The sequence below is a fragment of the Pseudomonadota bacterium genome, from assembly GCA_040752895.1.
GTDB lineage: Bacteria > Pseudomonadota > Alphaproteobacteria.
The window spans coordinates 417,881-437,623 of record JBFMHN010000001.1; the positions used below are offsets into that span (position 1 = coordinate 417,881).

Below are 19,743 nucleotides of genomic sequence, written 5' to 3' on the forward strand. Positions count from 1 at the left end.
CTCAACCCGCGAGCCGCTGAAGCGCGGATTCGATCGAAAGCTCTTCGCTTTCGCCGTTCGCCCGCCGCTTGAGCTCGACAACGCCCCCCTTGACCCCGCGCGGACCCACGATGAGCTGCCAGGGAAGGCCGATCAGGTCCATCGTCGCGAACTTGACGCCGGGGCGTTCCTCGCGGTCATCATAGAGAACCTCGATACCCGCCATTTGAAGCCGTGCATAGAGGGCGTCTGCCGCCGCGGCGCACGCCGCCTCGTCCGGCCTTAGATTGATGAGGCCGACCCGGAAGGGCGCAACCGGTTCCGGCCAGACGATCCCCTTCGCGTCATGGGAGGCCTCGATGATGGCACCGACGAGACGGGAAATTCCGATCCCGTAGGAGCCCATTTCGACGACGACCGCCTCGCCGCCAGGCCCCGCCACCACCGCGTTCATCGCCTTCGAATATTTCGTGCCGAAAGAAAAGATATGGCCGACCTCGATGCCGCGGGCCTGGCGGAGCCTGGCCGCGGGCACCGGACAACCGGCGGGGTCGTGTTTCTCTTCCGTGCAGGCGTATAGGTTTTGGGCGGCCTCGAAGTCGCCGGGGGTAAGTTCATCGAGGGCGGAATCGTAGAAAACCTGGCTCTCTCCGGTCTCGGCCAGGATGTGAAACTCCTGGCTGAGGTTGCCGCCGATAGCGCCGGGGTCGGCGCGGACCGCGATCGCCTTAAGCCCCATCCGAGCGAAGGTGCGCAAATAGGTGCGGTACATATTCTCATAGGCCTGCTTCGCACCGTCGTAGTCGAGATCGAAGGAATAGTTGTCCTTCATCAGGAACTCGCGGCCCCGCATGACGCCAAAGCGCGGACGCACCTCGTCCCGGAACTTCCACTGAATTTGGTATAGATTTTTAGGTAGATCGCGGTAGCTTTTAATGTAATGCCTGAAGATATCCGTGATCATCTCCTCGTTCGTCGGCCCATACAGCATCTCGCGGTCGTGGCGGTCGCGGAAGCGCAGCATTTCCTTGCCGTAATCGTCGTAGCGGCCGCTTTCCCGCCACAACTCCGCCGGCTGGACGGTCGGCATCAGGACCTCCTGGCAGCCGGCGTGGTCCTGCTCTTCACGGACGATACGCTCGATCTTCTTGAGAACCCGGAGCCCGATGGGAAGCCAGGCGTAAATCCCGGCGCTGGTCTGCCGCACGAGGCCGGCACGCAGGCTTAGCCGATGCGAAACGATCTGGGCTTCGGCCGGGGTCTCTTTCAAGGTCGGAAGGAAGTAGAGGGACAGGCGCATGGGCTCTCGCGTGGCAAAAAAAACGCCCCCTACCAAGCCTGGCGTGGGCGGAAAACTCTAGGCAATGCGCAGCCTTAATGCAACGGCGGGCGTTAAGGCAAGGGCCGGCTTATTCCGTTTTTTCCTTGATCAGCCGCCGGCAGACCTCGGCCAACTCGTTCACGGATTCGGTGGCAAGCGGCTGGCCGTTGAAATACGCTTTGTCCCCTTCCACGGTAACGGCGCCGATCCGGGCTTCCGGACGGTAGAGTTCGGCCGTCGGCGGAACGCTGAAGCGCTTGTCGATCCGGACGGTAATGTCGATCGTGAAGTTCTCCGGCGGGACAATCTTGCCGACCCCTTCCGGATCGGCCGGCACGACCGGCTTGCCGCGAACGTCCACCCCCGGCCGATAGGCGACGTCCGGCGCCGGCACATGTTTCACGAGCTTGAGGCAATCGAGGCGGCCTACCGTCACCTGCTCGCCGCCCAGAATACGCGTGTCTTCGGCCGCCGCTGGGTAGGCCATGGCGAGCAGGCAAAAGCCGACAACGTCCATGGCGGCCCAAAGGCCTAAGGCTGCCCGTTCTTTCCATTCTGTTCGACAAACGATCATGGCGCAATTTTCCAAGCCTGCGGTGGATAATAGTTTAAGGCCCAAAGAAAAACGGCCGCGACGTTTGGTCGCGGCCGAGAGTTCAGGGAGGAAACGTCCAGAAAACAACCCTACTAGCCATGTAAATCACAAAGCAAAATCGTAAGGCCCATCACTGGATACCCCAAATTTTACATTGAACAATTAAAGAATAATTAATCGCGAGAAGATTTGCCTGCGTTCGTATGCATGTCCATCCCCCATGTCCAGGGTGGTTTTTCTTTTAGAACAATTGGATAAACCTGGCAGCGCCGGTCGTGAGCCCCTGGCAGATAGCCGGTCCCAACCAGAAATTCATTGACGATTTCCTTGCCGGTAAAAACGAAGGTCTTGCGGAATACTGGAACCCAGTCTTCCAAGGTTTTTGGATGCTTGGAATCCAGCCAGCCCGCGAAGGAACCGTGGGTTTCGCGCAAGCCCCGCAGGCGCCGGGCGTTCTCGATGACGGCCTCGATCTTCCGCCGGTTGCGAATGATGCCGGCATCGTTCATGAGACGGGCAATATCGCACGGCCCGAAACCCGCCACCCGGTCCACCGCGAAGCCCTGAAAGGCCTTTCCGAAGGCTTCGCGTTTCTTGAGGACCGTAAGCCAGGAAAGACCGGCCTGGTTGATTTCGAGGCAAAGCCGCTCGAAGAGTGCCGCCTCTTCCCGCGTCGGAAAACCATGCTCGCGATCGTGAAAGGGCCCGTGGACGGGATGGTTCTCCGCGACCTTGCAATAGCTTTCCGCCACCTTGGCGTTGCCTTACGTCGGCGCGCGAAAGGAAAGCAGGCCCGATTCCATGATGGCAAAGGCGATCAACCAAAAAAGGCCGGCCACCAACGTCGTTACGGCCATCTTGAGCCACATGCGCGGCTTGTCCGGTGCACCGGCCATATGCCCTTCCTCCAGCACCTCCGGCGGGCGCACGCCCCAGGGCAGCACCATGAAAAGCACGAGCCACCAGAGGATGACATAGATAAAAAGACCGTTGAGCCAGGTCATGTCATGCCTCTTCCAGCTCGACGAGGGTGCCGCAAAAATCCTTCGGATGCAGAAAAAGCGTGGGCTTGCCGTGAGCCCCCGGCTTCGGCACGCCATCGCCCAGGATACGCGCCCCGGCCGCCTTCAGCTTGTCCCGGGCGGCCAAGATGTCGGCGACCTCGTAGCACACATGGTGGATGCCGCCGGCCGGGTTCCGTTGGAGGAAGCTTGCGACCGGAGAGTTCTCGCCCAGCGGGTGCAGAAACTCGATGTTTGTGTTGGGAAGCCGAACGAAGACGGTTGTTACCCCGTTCGCCGGCATGTCCTTCGGCTCCGAAACCTCGGCCCCTAGCGTCTGCCGGTATAACGCGGAAGCCGCTTGCAGGTCCGGAACGACGATCGCCACGTGGTTTAACTTGCCAATCATGCGTTTTCCTCCCGTTGGAAAGCTATTCTAGCCCGAATCTTCAGCCAAGCGCACGAGATGGACTTCGACCTTGGATCGCTTGCCGCTGGCGTCCCGAAGATAGCGCTGCACCGCCAGGCGGACCGTGATCTCAATCTGTTCAGCGTTCATCCGCTCAGCCAGGGTCAACCCATCCAGCGCCTCCGCTGCGCGAATAGCCGCCTCCTCAAGGAGGCTTGCGTCTTTCTCCGGATCGAGCAGGCCGGGGGCGGTCACCTTCGGCGGCGAGACGAGAAAGCCTTCCCGGCTCAATACGGCGGTTGCCACGATCAGGCCGTCGCGGTGCATATCCCGCCGCCGTTTCATTACCCCATCCACGACCGGCACCAGCCGCTTCCCGTCAAGACCCAATCGGCCCGTCGGCACCCTATCCACCATTTCAGCGTGGTCCCGGGTGATCCGCAAGAGCTGGCCGTTTTCGACATAAAAGGCCGCCGGCACCTGACAGCTCTCGGCCAGTTCGACATGCGCCTTCAAATGGCGTGCTTCCCCGTGCATCGGAATGGCGAAGCGGGGCCGGACGAGGCCGTACATCCGCTTCAGTTCGTCCCGGGCCGGATGGCCGGAAACGTGGATATCGTTTCCCGCCGCCGTGATGACTTCAATCCCGTTCTGCACGAGTTCGTTCTGAAGGCTTGCGATCGCCTTCTCGTTGCCGGGAATGACACGCGAGGAAAAAATCACCGCATCCCCCGTCTCGAGCCGAACGTGCCGATGGCCGCCTCTCACGATCTGGGAAAGGGCGGCACGCGGCTCGCCCTGCGAGCCGGTGCAAATAAGGACGATTTTCTCCCGCGGCATATGCACCGCCGCTTCTTCGTCAAGGAAAGGCGGCAGATCCTTCAAGACGCCGGTTTCCCGCGCAACCGAGTCGATCCGTCGAAGCGAGCGACCGACCAAGGCCACCTCGCGCCCGTTCGCCCGGGCAGCGGCCGCGATCGAGGTAAGCCGTGCGACGTTCGTTGCGAAACAGGCCACCGCCACGCGGGCCGTGAAGCGGCTGATCAATTCCGTAAGGCTCTTTTTCAGATCCCCCTCTGAGCCGGACATTCCTTCGACGAAAACGTTCGTCGAATCGTTAGTCATGGCAAGCACGCCTTCCTCGCCCAACGCGCGAAGTGCGGCTTCGTCGGAGGGCGCCCCGATCAAGGGGTCGGGATCGAACTTCCAGTCGCCGCTATGAAGGACGGCCCCCAAAGGCGTACGGATGACAAGCGCGTTCGGCTCCGGGATCGAATGCGTCAACGTCAAAAAAACAATCTCGAAAGGACCGAGCGCGAGCGTGCCGCCGAGCCCGACCTCGTGAATGGGGACCTCGCCATCGAGCCGCGTTTCGGAAAGTTTGCGGCGCAGGAGTGCCGCCGTGAACGGTGTTGCAAAAACCGGGCAGCCCAGGCGGGACCACAGGTAAGGAACGGCGCCGAGGTGATCCTCGTGGCCATGGGTCAGCACGAGGCCGACAAGATCCTCCCGATGCGCTTCGATGAAGTGAAGATCGGGCATCAAGATATCGATCCCGGGTATGCTTTCGTCGGCGAAGGTGATGCCGAGATCCACCATCAGCCACTTACCGCCATAGCCGTAGAGATAGCAATTCATGCCGATCTCGCCAGCCCCGCCCAGCGGCAGGTAAAAAAGCTCGCACTTTTTCAACGGCATAGCGAACACCCCGGGTGCGTCATCTGCGGTTGTGCCGGTAGATCAGCGAAAGCCCCTTGAGGGTGAGGTCCGGCACCAGGTGTTCGATCCGATCCGTCGCCCCGGCGAAAAGGGGCGCCAGACCGCCGGTTGCCACGACCGTCATAGGCTCGCCGAACTCCTTCTGGATACGCGCGACCATACCTTCGATCAGCGACACGTAACCCCAATAGATGCCGGACTGCATGGCCGTTACCGTCGTCTTGCCGATAACGAAACCGGGATCGCGGATGGCGACGTGCGGAAGCTTGGCCGCCGCCAGGTGCAACGCCTCAAGCGAAAGGTTGATTCCGGGCGCGATGGCGCCGCCGCAATAGTCACCCTTCGCGTTGACGACGTCGAAAGTGGTTGCCGTTCCGAAATCGATGACGATAAGGGCCCCCGCAAACGCCCGATGGGCGGCGACGGCGTTCACGAGGCGGTCGGCGCCGACCTCTTCGGGCCGATCGGTTAAAATCTCGAGCCCGGGATCCACCCCCTCCTCGCCCACGACCATCGGCTCGAAATGGAAATAATCCCGACACAGCGCTTTCAAATGAAAAAGCGCGGCCGGCACGACGGAGGCGATGATCACCGATTTGATGTCGGCGGGCTTGCGGTTTCCCGTCGCCATCAATTGTGTCAGCCACACGGCGTACTCATCCGACGTCCGCACAGGGTTCGTCGAACTCCGCCACTGGGCAACGATTTCATCGCCATCGAAAATCGCAAAAACGATGTTTGTGTTGCCGGAATCGATCGCTAGCAGCATTCAATGCTTTCCAAAGACACCGACCGGGAACACATCCCCCGCCGTCACCCGGCTTGGACGCTTCTCCCCTTCCCGCAAGACGAGAAGCGCGCCATCTTCATCCAAATCCACGAAGGTTCCCTCGAAAGTTTCCTTCTCAAGCCGCACACGGATCGGTCCGCCAAGACCGACCGCGCGCTTCAGCCAGGCCTTGCGGATGGGCCGGAAGCCTTCCTCCTGCCATTCGTCGTAGCAATAGAGGAGGGCGCAGCCGAAGGCCTTGGCGAGTTCCGCCATCTCGGGGATTTCCACCCCCGCCGCGCGCAGCGAGGTGGCGGGCCATTCAACGCCTTCCGGGTGGGACGCAATGTTCACGCCCACGCCAAGGATGACCCAGCGCACGCCCTCGCCTTCCCCCATCACCGATTCGGCCAGGACACCGGCAATCTTCCGGCCATCCACCAGCACGTCGTTCGGCCATTTATAGCCGAGTGCCACCGTCTCGGCCAAATGGTCGGAAAGGAAGCTGCCCACGGCAAGAGCCGCCACGAAAGCAAGCTGCATGGCTTCCGTCGCCGGGCAAGTCGGTCGGAGGACAAGCGAGGCATAAAAATTCCCCTCGGGCGAAACCCATTCCCGCCCGCGCCGCCCGCGCCCTTTCGTCTGCGACGTTGCCCACAGAAGCGTACCATGTTCCGCGCCCGCCTCGGCACGACGGCGAGCCTCCGCGTTCGTGCTGTCGACTGGACCGAGCGCGAGTATCGTGAGCGAGCCGGGCTTCGCGGAAGCCGCGCTCATCCCGCGAAAAGGGCGGCGGCGGCAGCAGCGGCCCCGTTTAGAAGCGGTGCTGGGTAAGCGAAGAAAAAGAATGTCACCGCCGCCGTTCCACCCAGGACAAGCGCAAGCTCGCGCCCGATGGGCCGGTCAAAGCCTTCCGAAGGCTCCTCAAAATACATGACCCGGACAATCCGCAGGTAATAGTAAGCGCCGACGACGCTGGAAAGGACGCCGACAATCGCAAGCGTGTAAAGTTTGGCGTCGATCGCGGCCATGAAAACATAAAGCTTGCCGAAAAACCCGGCCAACGGCGGGATGCCCGCCATTGCGAACATGAAGATCGCCAGCGCCAGCGCCATCCCCGGGTTTGTTTTCGAAAGCCCGGCCAAGTCGCCGATTTCCTCTGTCGTGTGATCCTTCTGCCGCATGCAGAGGATGCAGGCAAAGGTGCCGACGTTCATGAAGAGATAGATTCCCATATAGATCAAAACGCCCCGCACACCCGCTTCCGTACCGGCGGCAAGGCCGACCAGCGCATACCCCACATGGCCGATCGAGCTATAGGCCATCAGCCGTTTGATGTTCGTCTGGTTGATCGCCGCCAAGGCACCCAGCACCATCGAAGCGATGGAAACGACGACGATGATTTGCTGCCACTGATGCAGAAGCCCCTCGAACGGCCCGATCAGCACGCGAAGCAGAAGACCGATGGCGGCGATCTTCGGGGCAACCGAGAAGAAAGCGGTCACCGGCGTGGGAGCCCCCTCGTAAACGTCCGGCGTCCACATGTGGAACGGCACGGCGGACACCTTGAAGGCGAGGCCCGCCAGCAGGAAGACGACCCCGACGACAACGCCAGCGGATGGCGTCTTTTCGCCGGCGTCCACTAGAAGGGCGGCAAGCGAATCAAAATTCGTCGCGCCGGTGAACCCATAGATCATCGAAGCCCCGTAAAGCAGCATCCCCGACGCCAGCGCGCCGAGGACGAAGTATTTGAGGCCGGCTTCCGACGAACGCACGGAATCGCGGCGAATGGCGGCGAGGACATAGAGGGAAAGGCTTTGCAGCTCAAGGCCGACGTAAAGCGAAAGCAAATCGTTCGCCGACAGCATCATCAGCATGCCCACGGCCGCGAAAAGAACCAAGACCGCGTATTCGAAACGGGCGAACCCTTCCCGCCGGTTATAGCCGTGGGCCAGAATCAGCGTCAGCGCCGTGCCGAAAAGCACGAGAAGCTTCATGAAGGCCGAGAAACTGTCCGAGAGATAGAGGCCGCCGAACGCCGTCGCACGCTCGTTCGTCACAGAAGGCACCATCAGGATCGCCACGCCAAGGGCAAGCACCGACGCCACCAGAACAAAGGCGGTTGAATTCCGCTTTTGGAAAACGCCGACCATTAAAAGCGCCATAGCCGTGCCGGCGAGAAAAATTTCCGGCAGCGCCAGCAGAAGGCTCGGATTGAGATCGGACAGCATCATTTTGAAACACTTCCTACGTTCATCGCGCGAGGAGGGCCGTTTCTTCCATTCCAATGCGCGCGAATTCGTACCGTTCCACCAGGTGGGCAACCGATTCGTGCAACACGTCGAGGAAAGACGCGGGATAAATCCCCATCCAGAAAACCAGCAGGACAAGCGGCGTAAAGATGAGTATTTCGCGCGGGCGTAAATCCAGAATCCCTTTCAGAGTATCCTTCGTGAGCTCACCGAAGATGACCCGCCGATAAAGCCACAGCATATACGCCGCGCCCAAAATCACCCCGATCGCGGCCAGGAACGCGACCCAGGTGTTGGCCTGAAAGGCGCCGAGCAGCACCAGGAATTCGCCGACAAAGCCACTGGTACCCGGCAAGCCCACGGAGGCCATCGTGAAGACCATAAAGACGAAAGCGTAAACCGGCATCCGGTGAACAAGGCCGCCATAGGTGGCGATCTCTCGGCTATGCATCCGGTCATAAACGACGCCAACGCAAAGGAAAAGTGCGGCCGAGACGAAGCCATGGCTAAGCATGACGATGATGGCGCCCTCCACGCTTTGCGTGTTGCCGGCAAAGATGCCGATCGTCACGAAACCCATATGCGCCACGGAGGAATACGCGATCAGCTTCTTCATGTCCTCCTGCGCAAGGGCGACAAGCGACGTGTAGATGATCGCAATAATGCTCAAGCTATAAATCAGGGGCGTAAAATAAACGGAAGCCTCCGGCAGCATCGGGATCGAGAACCGCAAGAATCCATAGGCCCCCATCTTCAGGAGGACGCCCGCCAGAATGACGGAGCCCGCCGTCGGCGCCTCGACATGCGCATCCGGCAGCCAGGTATGGACCGGCCACATCGGCACCTTGACGGCGAAAGAGGCAAGCAAGGCCAGCCACAGCCAATACTGCATTTCCACCGGCAGCCGGACCGTCAAAAGCGTCGGAATGTTGAAGGTGTCGGCGTAGAAATAAATCGTCAGGATCGCCAGCAGCATCAAGACCGAGCCGGCCAGCGTATAGAGGAAGAATTTGAAGGCGGCGTATATCCGACGCGCCCCCCCCCATATGCCGATGATCAGGAACATCGGAATCAGGACGCCCTCGAAAAACAGATAAAAGAGCACGAAATCAAGGGCGCAAAACATGCCCACCATGAAGGTTTCGAGCACAAGGAAGGCGACCAGGTATTCCTTGACGCGGGTCTTGATCGATTCCCAACTCGCCAGCACACACAGCGGCGTCAGCAGCGTCGAAAGCAGCACGAAGAAAATGGAAATACCGTCAACGCCCAGATGGTAGTTGATGTTGAGCGCCGGAATCCAAGCCACTTCTTCCTCGAACTGAAAAGCCGCCGTCGTTGTATCGAAGTTCGTCCACAACAGAAGGGAAACGGCGAAAGTAGCCAGCGACGTCCACAGCGCCACATTGCGGGCGTTCTGGTTCTGCGTTTCTCCTTCTCCGCGAATCAAAAGGATGAACGCCGCCCCGACGAGAGGGAGAAAGATAACGAGACTTAAAAGCGGCCAGTTCGACATCGCTTAGCCCGTCCTTCCGATCAGGTACCAGGTGATCAGGAACGCCACCCCGACCAGCATCGCAAAGGCGTAGTGGTAGACATAGCCGGTCTGGAATCGACTTGCCCGCCGCGCCAAGTTTAGTGCCGCCGCCGCAACGCCGTCCGGACCCACCCCGTCGATGAGGGCGCCATCGCCCTGCTTCCAAAGCCCGTGGCCAAGCCATTTCGCCGGGTTCACGAACAGCCGGTCGTAAAGCTCGTCGAAGTACCACTTGTTCAACAGGAAGCGATACATCGTCGGCAGGCGGCCGGCGAGCAGGCCGGGCAGTTTCGGCGCTGCCAGATAAAAGAGATAGGCGAGCGCAATGCCGAGAACCCCCATGCCGACCGGCAAAAGCTTTACCCAGTCGGGCACGTGGTGGGCGTCTTGAAGTGCCGAATGGGCCGGCAGCACGAAGATCGCATCACGCCAGAAGGCATCCATGCCGGCCCCCACGAAATACTCATACCCGATGAAGCCGGCGAAGATTGCTCCGAGTGCGAGAACGATGAGCGGTAGCGTCATCACCTTCGGCGATTCGTGCACATGGGCCATGACCTTTGCGTCCGCCCGCGGACTGCCGTGGAACGTCATCAGGATCAACCGCCAGGAATAGAAGGCGGTCATCGCCGCCGCTCCGGTTCCCAGCCAGAAGGCGTACTGGCCGGTGAGCGAATGGGCGGCAAAGGCAGCCTCCAGGATGATATCCTTCGAATAGAAACCAGCGAAGAAGGGAACGCCAGCCAACGCCAGGCTTCCGATCCACATCAAAGCATAGGTCAACGGTATTTTCTTCCAAACCCCGCCCATCTTCCGCATGTCCTGTTCGCCGGAAAAGGCGTGGATGACGGAACCCGCCGCGAGGAAAAGCAACGCCTTGAAAAAGGCATGCGTCATCAGGTGGAAGATGGAAGCGGCGTACGCCGAAACCCCGGCGGCGAAAAACATGTAACCAAGCTGGCTGCAGGTCGAATAGGCGATCACCCGCTTGATGTCGTTCTGAACGAGACCAATGGTGGCGGCGAAGAAGGCAGTCGAAGCGCCGACGATAGCGACGACGTCGAGCGCAATCGGCGAATATTCGAAAATCGGCGAGAGTCTCGCCACCATGAAGACGCCGGCCGTCACCATCGTCGCGGCGTGGATGAGGGCCGAGACCGGAGTTGGGCCTTCCATCGCGTCCGGCAGCCAGGTGTGCAAGCCAAGCTGGGCGGATTTACCCATGGCGCCCAGGAACAGCAGCAGGCAAAGGACGGTGATCGCGTCGAAGTCGCCGCCCAAGAAACGCAGGACGGTACCCGCCTTGTCCGGCACGCCCGAAAAAATGGCGTCAAACGAAACCGAATCGAACAGAAGGAAAACGCCGAAGATGCCAAGGGCAAAGCCAAAATCGCCGACCCGGTTGACGAGGAAGGCTTTGATCGCGGCCGCGTTCGCCGACGGCTTGTCGTACCAGAAACCGATCAGGAGATAGGAGGCAAGCCCCACCCCTTCCCAGCCGAAATAGAGCTGAATGAGGTCGTTCGACGTGACCAGCATCAGCATGAAAAAGGTGAACAGGCTCAAATAGGCCATGAAACGGGGAACCGAGCGATCCCCGTGCATGTAGCCGATGGAATAAATGTGCACCATCGCCGAAACGAGGTTGACGACAAGCACCATGACGGCCGTCAGCGTGTCGAATTTCAATGACCAGACAACGTCCAGCGTGCCCGATTCGATCCAGGAGAAGACGGGAATATGCTGCTCGTAGCCAAGGATGGCCACCTCGTAAAAGATGGGAACCGAGAGCCCCGCCGCGACCACCAGTGCGCCACAAGTCACGAACTGGGCGAGGTGATCGCCAAGCCGACGGCCGAAAAACCCGACAAGGATGGCGCCGAGAAGGGGCAGAAAAATGGCGGCCGAATACATCCGCGCCTAGCCTTTCATCAAGTTGATGTCTTCGACGGCGATCGAGCCGCGATTACGGAAATAGACAACGAGAATGGCAAGCCCTACCGCCGCTTCCGCCGCCGCCACGGTCAGCACGAGCATCGTGAAAATCTGCCCCACCATGTCGTGAAGGTGGGTGGAAAAAGCCACCAGGTTTATGTTCACCGCAAGCAGCATCAATTCGATCGACATCAGAATGACGATGACGTTCTTGCGGTTGAGGAAAATACCCAGGACGCCCACCGTGAACAGGATTGCGGCTACCGTCAGGTAATGGGTAAGGCCGATTGTCAGCATCAGATACCCTTCCCGGTTTCAACCTTGCGAATCTCGACGGCTTCTTCCCGCCGCTGTCCGACCTGGTCCCAGGGCCGTTGCTTCCGCACCCCGGGCCGCGTGCGAAGCGTCAGCACGATAGCCCCGATCATCGCCACCAGCAGAATGACGCCCGCCGCCTGAAAGAGGTAGATGTAATGCGTGTATAGAAGATCGCCGATCGCCTCGGTGTTTGTCCGCTCGCCAAGGCTGGGCGTCGGCATCGCCATGCCGGTCTCCGAGCTTAAGGCCCAGGTCCCGCCCACCAGAACAAGTTCCGCCAGAAGCACGAGGCCAATCAGAAAACCGATCGGCAGGTAATGAAGAAACCCTTGCCGCAGCTCGGCGAAATTGATGTCCAGCATCATGACGACGAACAGGAACAGGACCGCGATCGCGCCGACATAGACGATAATCAGGATCATCGCCAGGAACTCGGCCCCCATGAGAATGAAAAGACCGGCCGCGTTCGCGAAGGCGAGAATCAGGAAAAGGACGGAATGAACCGGGTTGCGTGCGCCGATCACCATGACGGCGGAGGCGACGGCGACGGTTGCGAAGGCATAGAAGGCGATTGCCTGAAGGATCATGGCCTGCTTTCCGGTTCTTTTCTAGCGGTAAGGCGCGTCTGCGTTCAGCCGTTCGGCCAGTTCGTCTTCCCAGCGATCCCCGTTCGCCAGCAACTTTTCTTTATTGTAGAGAAGCTCGGCATGGGTTTCCGTCGCGAATTCGTAGTTTGGCCCTTCTACGATGGCGTCCACCGGGCAAGATTCCTCGCACAAGCCGCAATAGATGCACTTCGTCATGTCAATGTCATAGCGTGTCGTCCGGCGGCTGCCGTCTTCACGCGGTTCCGCTTCGATCGTAATGGCCTGGGCAGGGCAGATCGCCTCGCAAAGCTTGCAGGCGATGCAACGCTCTTCCCCATTCGGGTAGCGGCGAAGCGCATGTTCTCCCCGGAAGCGCGGCGAAAGCGGGCCTTTCTCATAGGGATAATTGATCGTCACCTTGCGCCGGAACATATAGCGGAAGGTGAGCGCCAGGCCCCCTACGAGTTCGCTCAGGAATAACGCGCGCGCCGATCGATCGAGCATGGCCATGGTAAAACTCTCCAATCAGTTCGGCACTAGGCCGAACGCCACCAATACGCCCGCCGTCACCACGACCCAAAGAAGCGAAAACGGCAGGAAGACTTTCCAGCCAAGTCGCATGAGCTGATCGTAGCGATAACGCGGGAAGGTAGCCCGAACCCACAGAAAACAGAACAGGACCGCGGCAATCTTCAGCCCGAACCAAACCGGGCTAGGAATCCAGTTGAAGGGTGCGATGTCGAGCGGCGGCAGCCAGCCGCCCAGGAAAAGTACGACCGCCATCGCGCTCATCAAAATCATGTTGGCGTATTCGCCCAGAAAGAAGAGCGCAAACGGCATGGACGAATATTCGACGTTGTAGCCCGAAACCAATTCGGCTTCAGCTTCCGGAAGATCGAAAGGCGCCCGATTCGTTTCCGCCAGAGAGGAAATAAAAAAGATGACGAACATCGGCAGCAACGGAATCGCAAACCAGACTTTTTGCTGCGCAAGTACGATTTCCGAAAGGTTGAGCGAGCCCGCGCACAACAGGACCGTAATCAGAACGAACCCGATGGAAACCTCGTAGGAGACCATCTGGGCCGCCGAACGCAAGGCGCCCAGAAACGCGTATTTCGAATTGCTGGCCCAACCGGACATGATGATGCCGTAAACCCCGAGGGAGGAAATCGCAAAGAGATAGAGGATGCCGACGTTGATGTTCGCGAGCACGATCCCCTCGCCGAACGGGATAACGGCCCAGGCGACCAGGCTCAGCAGGAACGTCACCATCGGCGCAATCAGGAAGACGGCCTTGTTCGCCCGCGTCGGCAGGATCGTTTCCTTGAATAGCAGCTTTACGCCATCTGCGATCGGCTGCAGCAGTCCGAAAGGGCCGACGACGTTCGGACCTTTCCGAAGCTGCATCGCCGCGATCACCTTCCGTTCCGCGTACGTCAGGTAGGCGACCGCCACCAACAACGGCACGACGATGGCGACAATCTGCGCGACGATGATCGCGCCCGGCCATAGATAGTCGCTCCAAAGTTCAGCCATCGGTGCCTGTCTTCCCTTTCGGCGGCTGGAGAAACGCTTCCATACAGGCGGCCATCGTTGGCGAGGAGCGGCTGATGGGATCCGTCATATAAAAATTGGAAATCGGATAGGCGAAGGCAGCATTTGTCACCTTTCCTTCCGTTCCGAAGGCGCCCCAGGCGGCAGGGGTGACGGTTTCTTCCCTCGCGAAGACGGGGTTTGCCGCGACCATGCCTTCCCGGACCTGGGCCAGGTTGTTGTAAGGCAGCGTCTTGCCCAGGACCGCCGAGAGGGCGCGCAGGATCGCCCAGTCCTCGCGCGCCTCGCCGGGCGGGAAAAGGGCGAGGTTCGTCCGCTGGACGCGCCCTTCCAGATTAACATAGGTCGCGTTCTTCTCGGTGTAGGCAGCACCGGGCAGGATGACATCGGCTCGGTTGGCGCCGGCGTCCCCGTGATGGCCCTGGTAGATGACGAAGGCTTGGCCAAGCTTTTCCATCTCGATCTCGTCGGCGCCCAGCAGATAGACCGCCCGAATGTCGCCTCTCGCCGCCCCTTCAAGGATGCCCGCCGTGTCGCGGCCGCCCTTCTCCGGCACGAAGCCAAGGTCAAGACCGCCGACGCGCGCGGCGGCAAGGGCCAGGAAGTTGAAACCGTTCCACCCCTCGCCGATCATCCCGGTCTTTTCCGCGATTGCCCGGGCAAGGAAAAGAATCGCAGGCCCGTCGGTGCGCCGAAGCGCGCCCTCGCCCAAAATCAGCATCGGCCGCTTGGCGTCTTGCAGCGTCTTGGCGAAGGGATGGCGGCCCGAGGCAATGGCCTCCAGCGCCTCCGGCCCGGCGCCCAGATCCTCGACCGGATAGGTAAGGTCAAGCCGCGGCCCGACGGCAGCGATGGAAAAGCCTCCCATCAGGTAACGCTTGCGCAGCCGGGTGTTGACGAGAGCCGCCTCCCAGCGCGGATTGGTGCCGATGAGAAGGCAAGCGTCCGCCGCCTCGATGCCGGCGATCGTCGTGTTGAAACGGTAGCTTGCCGGGCAGGAAGGGTCGATCGCCGTGCCCGCCGGACGGGAGTCGAAATGGGGCGAGCCCAAGGCCCGCATCAGGCCTTTCAGCGCCAGCATGGATTCGCAATCGGCCAGATCGCCCGCGATCGCCGCTACCGCTTCGCCGGACAGCCCCGCAAGCCTTTCGGCAACCGCCGCAAACGCTTCTTCCCAAGTGACGGGGCAAAGCTTGCCGTCGCGCCGAACGTAAGGCCGGTCCAGGCGCTGGCGGCGGAGCCCATCGCAGGCAAAGCGCGTTTTGTCGTTGATCCATTCCTCGTTCACGTCTTCGTTGAGGCGAGGCAGGATACGCATGACCTCCTTGCCGCGGGCGTCGACGCGAATGGCGCTTCCCACCGCGTCCAGCACGTCGACCGATTCGGTCTCGCGAAGCTCCCACGGGCGCGCCGTGAAGGCATAAGGCTTCGAGGTAAGCGCCCCCACCGGGCAAAGATCGATCAAATTGCCCGAAATTTCCGTATTCACCGCCTGCTCGACATAGGTGCCGACTTCCATGTTTTCGCCACGCCCGGTTGCGCCCAGCACGGAAACGCCGGCAATTTCTTCGGCGAAGCGGATGCAGCGGGTGCAATGAATGCAGCGCGTCATGATCGTCTTGATCAGGGGGCCTAGATTCTTGTTCTCGACCGCGCGCTTGTTTTCCTGAAAGCGCGAGCGATCGAACCCGTAGGCCATCGCCTGGTCTTGCAGGTCGCACTCGCCGCCCTGGTCGCAAATCGGGCAATCCAGCGGATGGTTGATGAGAAGGAATTCCATGACGCCCTTCCGCGCCTTCTCGACCATCGGAGAATTGGTCCGGATCACCATCCCTTCGGCAACCGGCATGGCGCAGGAAGCGATCGGTTTCGGCGAACGCTCCATCTCGACGAGGCACATCCGGCAGTTGCCGGCGATCGAAAGCCGCTCGTGGTAGCAGAAACGCGGAATCTCGGCACCGGCCGCCTCGCACGCCTGAAGGACGGTCATCCCGGGGGCGACCTCGATTTCCTGTCCGTTGATTGTCAGTTTCGGCATCGTTCCTAAGCGGCCTCTGTGGCGCCCTTCATCTTGTTTTTGAGGATGCGGTGCTCGATCTCGGACCGGAAATGACGAATCAAGCCCTGAATTGGCCACGCCGCCGCATCGCCAAGCGCGCAAATCGTGTGCCCCTCGACCTCGCGGCTGACTTCTTCCAGCATGTCGATCTCGTCCACGTTGCCCTCACCCTTGACCAAACGCTCCATCACCCGCCACATCCACCCGGTTCCCTCCCGGCACGGCGTGCACTGGCCACAGCTTTCGTGCTTGTAGAATTGCGAGAGCCTGGCGATTGCCTTGATGATGTCCGTTGACTTGTCCATCACGATGACGGCCGCCGTTCCGAGCCCCGTCTTCGCTTCCTTGAGGCTGTCGAAGTCCATCCGCACGCTGTCGCAGATCGCCTTCGGGATGAGCGGCACGGAAGACCCGCCCGGAATGACCGCGAGCAGGTTGTTCCATCCGCCGCGGACGCCGCCGGCGTGTTTTTCGATCAGTTCGCGAAGGGGAATTCCCATCGCCTCTTCGACGAGGCAGGGTTCGTTCACATGGCCGGAGATGCAGAAAAGTTTCGTGCCGGTATTGTTCGGTTGGCCGATGCCGGCAAACCATGCCGGCCCGCGGCGCAGGATTTCGGGCGCGACGGCAATCGTCTCGACATTATTTACAGTCGTCGGGCAGCCATAGAGGCCAACGTTCGCCGGAAAGGGCGGCTTCAATCGCGGCTGGCCTTTCTTGCCTTCCAGGCTTTCGAGAAGCCCGGTTTCCTCGCCGCAGATATAGGCGCCGGCGCCCCGGTGGAGGTAGATGTCGAAGTCCCAGCCGGACTTGCAGGCGTTCTTGCCGATGAGCCCCGCCGCGTAAGCTTCGGTGATGGCTGCCTGCAGGCGTTCCGCCTCGCGGAAGAATTCGCCCCGGATGTAAATGTAACAAGCGTGGGCTGCCATCGCGAAGCCGGCGATAAGGCAACCTTCCAGAAGCTTGTGGGGGTCGTTGCGGATGATGTCGCGGTCCTTGCAGGTGCCAGGTTCGCTTTCGTCGGCGTTCACGACCAGGTAATGGGGCCGCGCCCCCACCTCCTTCGGCATGAAGGACCACTTCAGTCCGGCGCTGAAGCCGGCTCCGCCGCGGCCGCGCAATCCCGATTCCTTTATCTCCTGCACGATCTTCTCGCGCCCCTTCTCCAGCAGCGCCTTCGTGTTTTGCCAGTCGCCGCGCAGCCGGGCGCTCTTCAGGCCGCCGTCCTCGAGCCCATAGAGATTGGTAAAAATCCGGTCTTCGTCTCGAAGCATCAGCCCTCCCCCTTCCCGGCGGCGGTAAGCAGCGTCTTCGAACCCGATTGGGGCGCGCCACACCGACGCCCGGTTTGCGAGCCGGGCTTCGGTTTTTCGCCTTTTTTCAAAGCCTCCAAGATTTTCCGCGTGCTCTCGCCATCGAGGTCTTCGTAGTAATCGTCGTTGATCTGAACCATCGGCGCGTTCACGCAAGCGCCCAGGCACTCCACCTCGGTAAGGGTGAATTTTTCGTCCGCCGTTGTCTCGCCGCAACCGATGCCGAGCGTTTCCTTGCAGGCGCGGAGCACGTTATCCGAACCGCGCAGCCAGCAAGGTGTTGTCGTGCAGACCTGGACGAAGTTTCGACCGACGGGACGCAGGTTGAACATCGTATAGAAGGTCGCGACTTCGTAAACGCGTATCGGCGCCATCGAAAGCCGTTGAGCGACATGATCCATCGCCGCGCGCGGCAACCAGCCACCGGACTGGCGTTGCGCGAGGTCGAGCAGCGGGAGAACGGCACTCGCCTGCCGATCCGCCGGGTACTTGGCAAGGATGGCGGGAATTTTAGCCTCGTTCTCGGGCGAGAAAGCAAAGCTCGACGGCTGAACAACCGGCGTTGTTTTCACGGGCGCGCTCATCGGTCCACCTCGCCGAATACGATATCGAGACTGCCGATGATTGCGCTGATATCCGCCAGCATATGGCCCTTGCTCATCATGTCGAGGGCTTGCAGATGGGCAAATCCCGGCGCCCGTATCTTGCAGCGATACGGCCGGTTCGCGCCGTCGGCGACAAGGTACACAGCGAACTCACCCTTCGGCGCCTCGACCGCCGTATACGTCTCGCCGGCGGGCACGTGGTAGCCCTCCGTGAAAAGCTTGAAGTGATGGATGAGCGCCTCCATCGAGCGTTTCATTTCGGCGCGCGACGGCGGGTTGATCTTCGCGTTCGCGTTGTGAACCGGGCCGACCGGCATCTTTTCGAGACATTGCCGAATGATGCGCAGGCTTTGCCGCATTTCCTCGACACGCACGAGGTAGCGGCTGTAGCAATCGCCCTTCAGCCCGACGGGAATATCGAAATCCATCTCGGCATAGACGTCGTAGGGTTGCGCCTTGCGCAGATCCCAAGCGACGTTCGAGGCCCGCAGCAGGGGCCCCGTAAATCCCCAGTCGATTGCCTGCTCGGCCGTGACGGTGCCGATGTCCACCGTCCGCTGCTTGAAGATGCGGTTTTCGGTCAGCAAATTCTCGATATCACCGATAACCTTCGGGAAGCGTTCCGTAAATTCGTGAATGTCTTCCTCGATGCCGACCGGCATATCGCGGGCAACGCCGCCGGGACGGAAATACGCCGAGTGAAGGCGCGCGCCGGAAACCCGCTCGTAAAATTCCATGAGGATTTCGCGCTCCTCGAACGCCCACAGGAAAGGTGTCATCGCGCCGACGTCGAGCGCAAAGGCCGTAACGTTCAGAAGATGGTTCAGGATGCGCGTGATCTCGCTGAAGAGAACGCGAATATATTGACCGCGCGGCGGCACCTCGACGCCGAGCAGCTTTTCGACGGCCAGCGCAAAGGCGTGCTCCTGGCACATCGGCGAGACGTAATCGAGACGATCGAAGTAAGGGACCGCCTGCAGATAGGTCTTGTATTCGATCAGTTTCTCCGTCCCCCGGTGCAAAAGACCGATATGGGGATCCGCCCGCTCGACGATTTCGCCATCGAGTTCGAGCACAAGCCGCAAGACCCCGTGGGCGGCCGGGTGCTGGGGGCCGAAATTGATCGTGTAGTTCTGGATCCGGGCTTCCGCCATTAGCTGCCCTTTCCGTTTTTCTCGGGCGTCGCTTTTTCGTCCCCCGGCAGCAGAATCTCCGTACCCTCCCACGGACTCATGAAATCGAAGGTGCGAAATTCCTGGGTCAGTTTGACCGGCTCGCGGACAACGCGTTTCTGGTCTTCGTCGTAACGCAGTTCGACAAAGCCGGTAAGCGGAAAGTCCTTGCGCATCGGGTGTCCCTCGAAACCATAATCCGTGAGAATCCGGCGAAGATCGGGGTGCCCGGAAAAGAAGATGCCGTAAAGATCCCAGGCTTCCCGTTCCCACCAATTCGCGACGCTGAACACGCCAACGACGGAAGAAAGGGGCTCGTCCTCCGCCACATGGGTCTTCACGCGGATACGCTGGTTCTGGGTAAGGCTCAGGAGGTTGTAGACGACATCGAAGCGCTTCTCGCGTTCCGGGTAATCCACGCCGCAGATGTCCACCAACATCTTGAACTGGCAGCTTGCGTCGTCGCGCAGGAAAGTCAGCGTTCTGACGATCGAAGGAGACACCACCGTCAGCGTCAACTCGTCAAAAGCGACGGCGACTTCCAGGACGGCATCGGGCAGCGCCGCCTGGATAGTTCCGCCAAGTTCCTTAAGTGCCTTTTCCATTTCAGCGGCTTGC

Annotated in this window: 20 protein-coding genes; all 20 read right to left on the reverse strand. The window is 60.5% G+C overall.

Annotated features, from left to right (window positions below; all coding sequences use genetic code 11):
- Position 1: 1 nt before the first annotated feature.
- The gene (gene proS / locus AB1781_02180; protein MEW5703384.1) at positions 2-1,279 is read right to left on the reverse strand and encodes a proline--tRNA ligase; all 1,278 of its coding nucleotides are present in this window, start codon (positions 1,277-1,279) and stop codon (positions 2-4) included.
- 109 nt (positions 1,280-1,388) lie between these two features.
- Positions 1,389-1,874 carry a hypothetical protein gene (locus tag AB1781_02185; protein ID MEW5703385.1) on the reverse strand — a complete coding sequence of 162 codons (486 nt, stop codon included), beginning with the start codon at positions 1,872-1,874 and terminating at the stop codon, positions 1,389-1,391.
- A 194-nt stretch (positions 1,875-2,068) separates the two neighbouring features.
- Entirely contained in the window at positions 2,069-2,647 is a 579-nt protein-coding gene (locus AB1781_02190; GenBank protein ID MEW5703386.1) for a DNA-3-methyladenine glycosylase I, read from the reverse strand.
- A gap of 12 nt (positions 2,648-2,659) precedes the next feature.
- Complete coding sequence (locus tag AB1781_02195) at positions 2,660-2,899, reverse strand: DUF1467 family protein (GenBank protein MEW5703387.1); 240 nt, start codon at positions 2,897-2,899, stop codon at positions 2,660-2,662.
- 1 nt (position 2,900) lies between these two features.
- Positions 2,901-3,305 (reverse strand): methylmalonyl-CoA epimerase, encoded by a 405-nt coding sequence (gene mce / locus AB1781_02200; GenBank protein ID MEW5703388.1) that lies wholly within the window; start codon positions 3,303-3,305, stop codon positions 2,901-2,903.
- Between the two features lie 27 nt (positions 3,306-3,332).
- Positions 3,333-5,003, reverse strand: coding sequence for a ribonuclease J (locus tag AB1781_02205; GenBank protein MEW5703389.1), 1,671 nt, complete (start codon positions 5,001-5,003; stop codon positions 3,333-3,335).
- Positions 5,004-5,022: 19 nt separating this feature from the next.
- Positions 5,023-5,793: a type III pantothenate kinase gene (locus tag AB1781_02210; GenBank protein MEW5703390.1), complete on the reverse strand. Its 771-nt coding sequence runs from the start codon at positions 5,791-5,793 to the stop codon at positions 5,023-5,025.
- Complete coding sequence (locus AB1781_02215) at positions 5,794-6,570, reverse strand: biotin--[acetyl-CoA-carboxylase] ligase (protein ID MEW5703391.1); 777 nt, start codon at positions 6,568-6,570, stop codon at positions 5,794-5,796.
- The gene (gene nuoN, locus AB1781_02220) at positions 6,567-8,024 is read right to left on the reverse strand and encodes an NADH-quinone oxidoreductase subunit NuoN (protein MEW5703392.1); all 1,458 of its coding nucleotides are present in this window, start codon (positions 8,022-8,024) and stop codon (positions 6,567-6,569) included. Before nuoN ends, AB1781_02215 begins: the two co-directional genes overlap by 4 nt.
- A gap of 22 nt (positions 8,025-8,046) precedes the next feature.
- Entirely contained in the window at positions 8,047-9,561 is a 1,515-nt protein-coding gene (locus tag AB1781_02225; protein ID MEW5703393.1) for an NADH-quinone oxidoreductase subunit M, read from the reverse strand.
- A 3-nt stretch (positions 9,562-9,564) separates the two neighbouring features.
- Positions 9,565-11,496 carry an NADH-quinone oxidoreductase subunit L gene (gene nuoL / locus AB1781_02230; protein ID MEW5703394.1) on the reverse strand — a complete coding sequence of 644 codons (1,932 nt, stop codon included), beginning with the start codon at positions 11,494-11,496 and terminating at the stop codon, positions 9,565-9,567.
- Between the two features lie 6 nt (positions 11,497-11,502).
- Positions 11,503-11,814 (reverse strand): NADH-quinone oxidoreductase subunit NuoK, encoded by a 312-nt coding sequence (gene nuoK, locus AB1781_02235; protein MEW5703395.1) that lies wholly within the window; start codon positions 11,812-11,814, stop codon positions 11,503-11,505.
- Positions 11,814-12,422, reverse strand: coding sequence for an NADH-quinone oxidoreductase subunit J (locus tag AB1781_02240; GenBank protein ID MEW5703396.1), 609 nt, complete (start codon positions 12,420-12,422; stop codon positions 11,814-11,816). Before AB1781_02240 ends, nuoK begins: the two co-directional genes overlap by 1 nt.
- Before the next feature lie 21 nt (positions 12,423-12,443).
- On the reverse strand, positions 12,444-12,932 hold the full coding sequence (gene nuoI, locus AB1781_02245; GenBank protein MEW5703397.1) for an NADH-quinone oxidoreductase subunit NuoI: 489 nt from the start codon (positions 12,930-12,932) through the stop codon (positions 12,444-12,446).
- A 15-nt stretch (positions 12,933-12,947) separates the two neighbouring features.
- On the reverse strand, positions 12,948-13,958 hold the full coding sequence (nuoH, locus tag AB1781_02250; protein ID MEW5703398.1) for an NADH-quinone oxidoreductase subunit NuoH: 1,011 nt from the start codon (positions 13,956-13,958) through the stop codon (positions 12,948-12,950).
- Complete coding sequence (gene nuoG / locus AB1781_02255; GenBank protein MEW5703399.1) at positions 13,951-16,014, reverse strand: NADH-quinone oxidoreductase subunit NuoG; 2,064 nt, start codon at positions 16,012-16,014, stop codon at positions 13,951-13,953. Before nuoG ends, nuoH begins: the two co-directional genes overlap by 8 nt.
- A gap of 5 nt (positions 16,015-16,019) precedes the next feature.
- Entirely contained in the window at positions 16,020-17,309 is a 1,290-nt protein-coding gene (nuoF, locus tag AB1781_02260; GenBank protein MEW5703400.1) for an NADH-quinone oxidoreductase subunit NuoF, read from the reverse strand.
- Positions 17,309-17,932, reverse strand: coding sequence for an NADH-quinone oxidoreductase subunit NuoE (gene nuoE / locus AB1781_02265; protein ID MEW5703401.1), 624 nt, complete (start codon positions 17,930-17,932; stop codon positions 17,309-17,311). The genes nuoF and nuoE overlap by 1 nt, the downstream gene beginning before the upstream one ends.
- Positions 17,929-19,107: an NADH-quinone oxidoreductase subunit D gene (locus AB1781_02270; GenBank protein ID MEW5703402.1), complete on the reverse strand. Its 1,179-nt coding sequence runs from the start codon at positions 19,105-19,107 to the stop codon at positions 17,929-17,931. The genes nuoE and AB1781_02270 overlap by 4 nt, the downstream gene beginning before the upstream one ends.
- Complete coding sequence (locus AB1781_02275) at positions 19,107-19,730, reverse strand: NADH-quinone oxidoreductase subunit C (GenBank protein ID MEW5703403.1); 624 nt, start codon at positions 19,728-19,730, stop codon at positions 19,107-19,109. The genes AB1781_02270 and AB1781_02275 overlap by 1 nt, the downstream gene beginning before the upstream one ends.
- Positions 19,731-19,743 lie beyond the last annotated feature (13 nt).

Coding starts and splice junctions, on each gene's coding strand:
- nuoH (MEW5703398.1), bottom strand. CDS start 13,958: ATGGCTGAACTTTGGAGCGACTATCTATGGCCGGGCGCGATCATCGTC.
- AB1781_02205 (MEW5703389.1), bottom strand. CDS start 5,003: ATGCCGTTGAAAAAGTGCGAGCTTTTTTACCTGCCGCTGGGCGGGGCT.
- mce (MEW5703388.1), bottom strand. CDS start 3,305: ATGATTGGCAAGTTAAACCACGTGGCGATCGTCGTTCCGGACCTGCAA.
- AB1781_02195 (MEW5703387.1), bottom strand. CDS start 2,899: ATGACCTGGCTCAACGGTCTTTTTATCTATGTCATCCTCTGGTGGCTC.
- nuoG (MEW5703399.1), bottom strand. CDS start 16,014: ATGCCGAAACTGACAATCAACGGACAGGAAATCGAGGTCGCCCCCGGG.
- nuoN (MEW5703392.1), bottom strand. CDS start 8,024: ATGCTGTCCGATCTCAATCCGAGCCTTCTGCTGGCGCTGCCGGAAATT.
- AB1781_02210 (MEW5703390.1), bottom strand. CDS start 5,793: ATGCTGCTAGCGATCGATTCCGGCAACACAAACATCGTTTTTGCGATT.
- nuoI (MEW5703397.1), bottom strand. CDS start 12,932: ATGGCCATGCTCGATCGATCGGCGCGCGCGTTATTCCTGAGCGAACTC.
- AB1781_02275 (MEW5703403.1), bottom strand. CDS start 19,730: ATGGAAAAGGCACTTAAGGAACTTGGCGGAACTATCCAGGCGGCGCTG.
- nuoF (MEW5703400.1), bottom strand. CDS start 17,309: ATGCTTCGAGACGAAGACCGGATTTTTACCAATCTCTATGGGCTCGAG.
- nuoL (MEW5703394.1), bottom strand. CDS start 11,496: ATGTATTCGGCCGCCATTTTTCTGCCCCTTCTCGGCGCCATCCTTGTC.
- AB1781_02240 (MEW5703396.1), bottom strand. CDS start 12,422: ATGATCCTTCAGGCAATCGCCTTCTATGCCTTCGCAACCGTCGCCGTC.
- nuoE (MEW5703401.1), bottom strand. CDS start 17,932: ATGAGCGCGCCCGTGAAAACAACGCCGGTTGTTCAGCCGTCGAGCTTT.
- AB1781_02270 (MEW5703402.1), bottom strand. CDS start 19,107: ATGGCGGAAGCCCGGATCCAGAACTACACGATCAATTTCGGCCCCCAG.
- AB1781_02185 (MEW5703385.1), bottom strand. CDS start 1,874: ATGATCGTTTGTCGAACAGAATGGAAAGAACGGGCAGCCTTAGGCCTT.
- proS (MEW5703384.1), bottom strand. CDS start 1,279: ATGCGCCTGTCCCTCTACTTCCTTCCGACCTTGAAAGAGACCCCGGCC.
- nuoK (MEW5703395.1), bottom strand. CDS start 11,814: ATGCTGACAATCGGCCTTACCCATTACCTGACGGTAGCCGCAATCCTG.
- AB1781_02225 (MEW5703393.1), bottom strand. CDS start 9,561: ATGTCGAACTGGCCGCTTTTAAGTCTCGTTATCTTTCTCCCTCTCGTC.
- AB1781_02215 (MEW5703391.1), bottom strand. CDS start 6,570: ATGAGCGCGGCTTCCGCGAAGCCCGGCTCGCTCACGATACTCGCGCTC.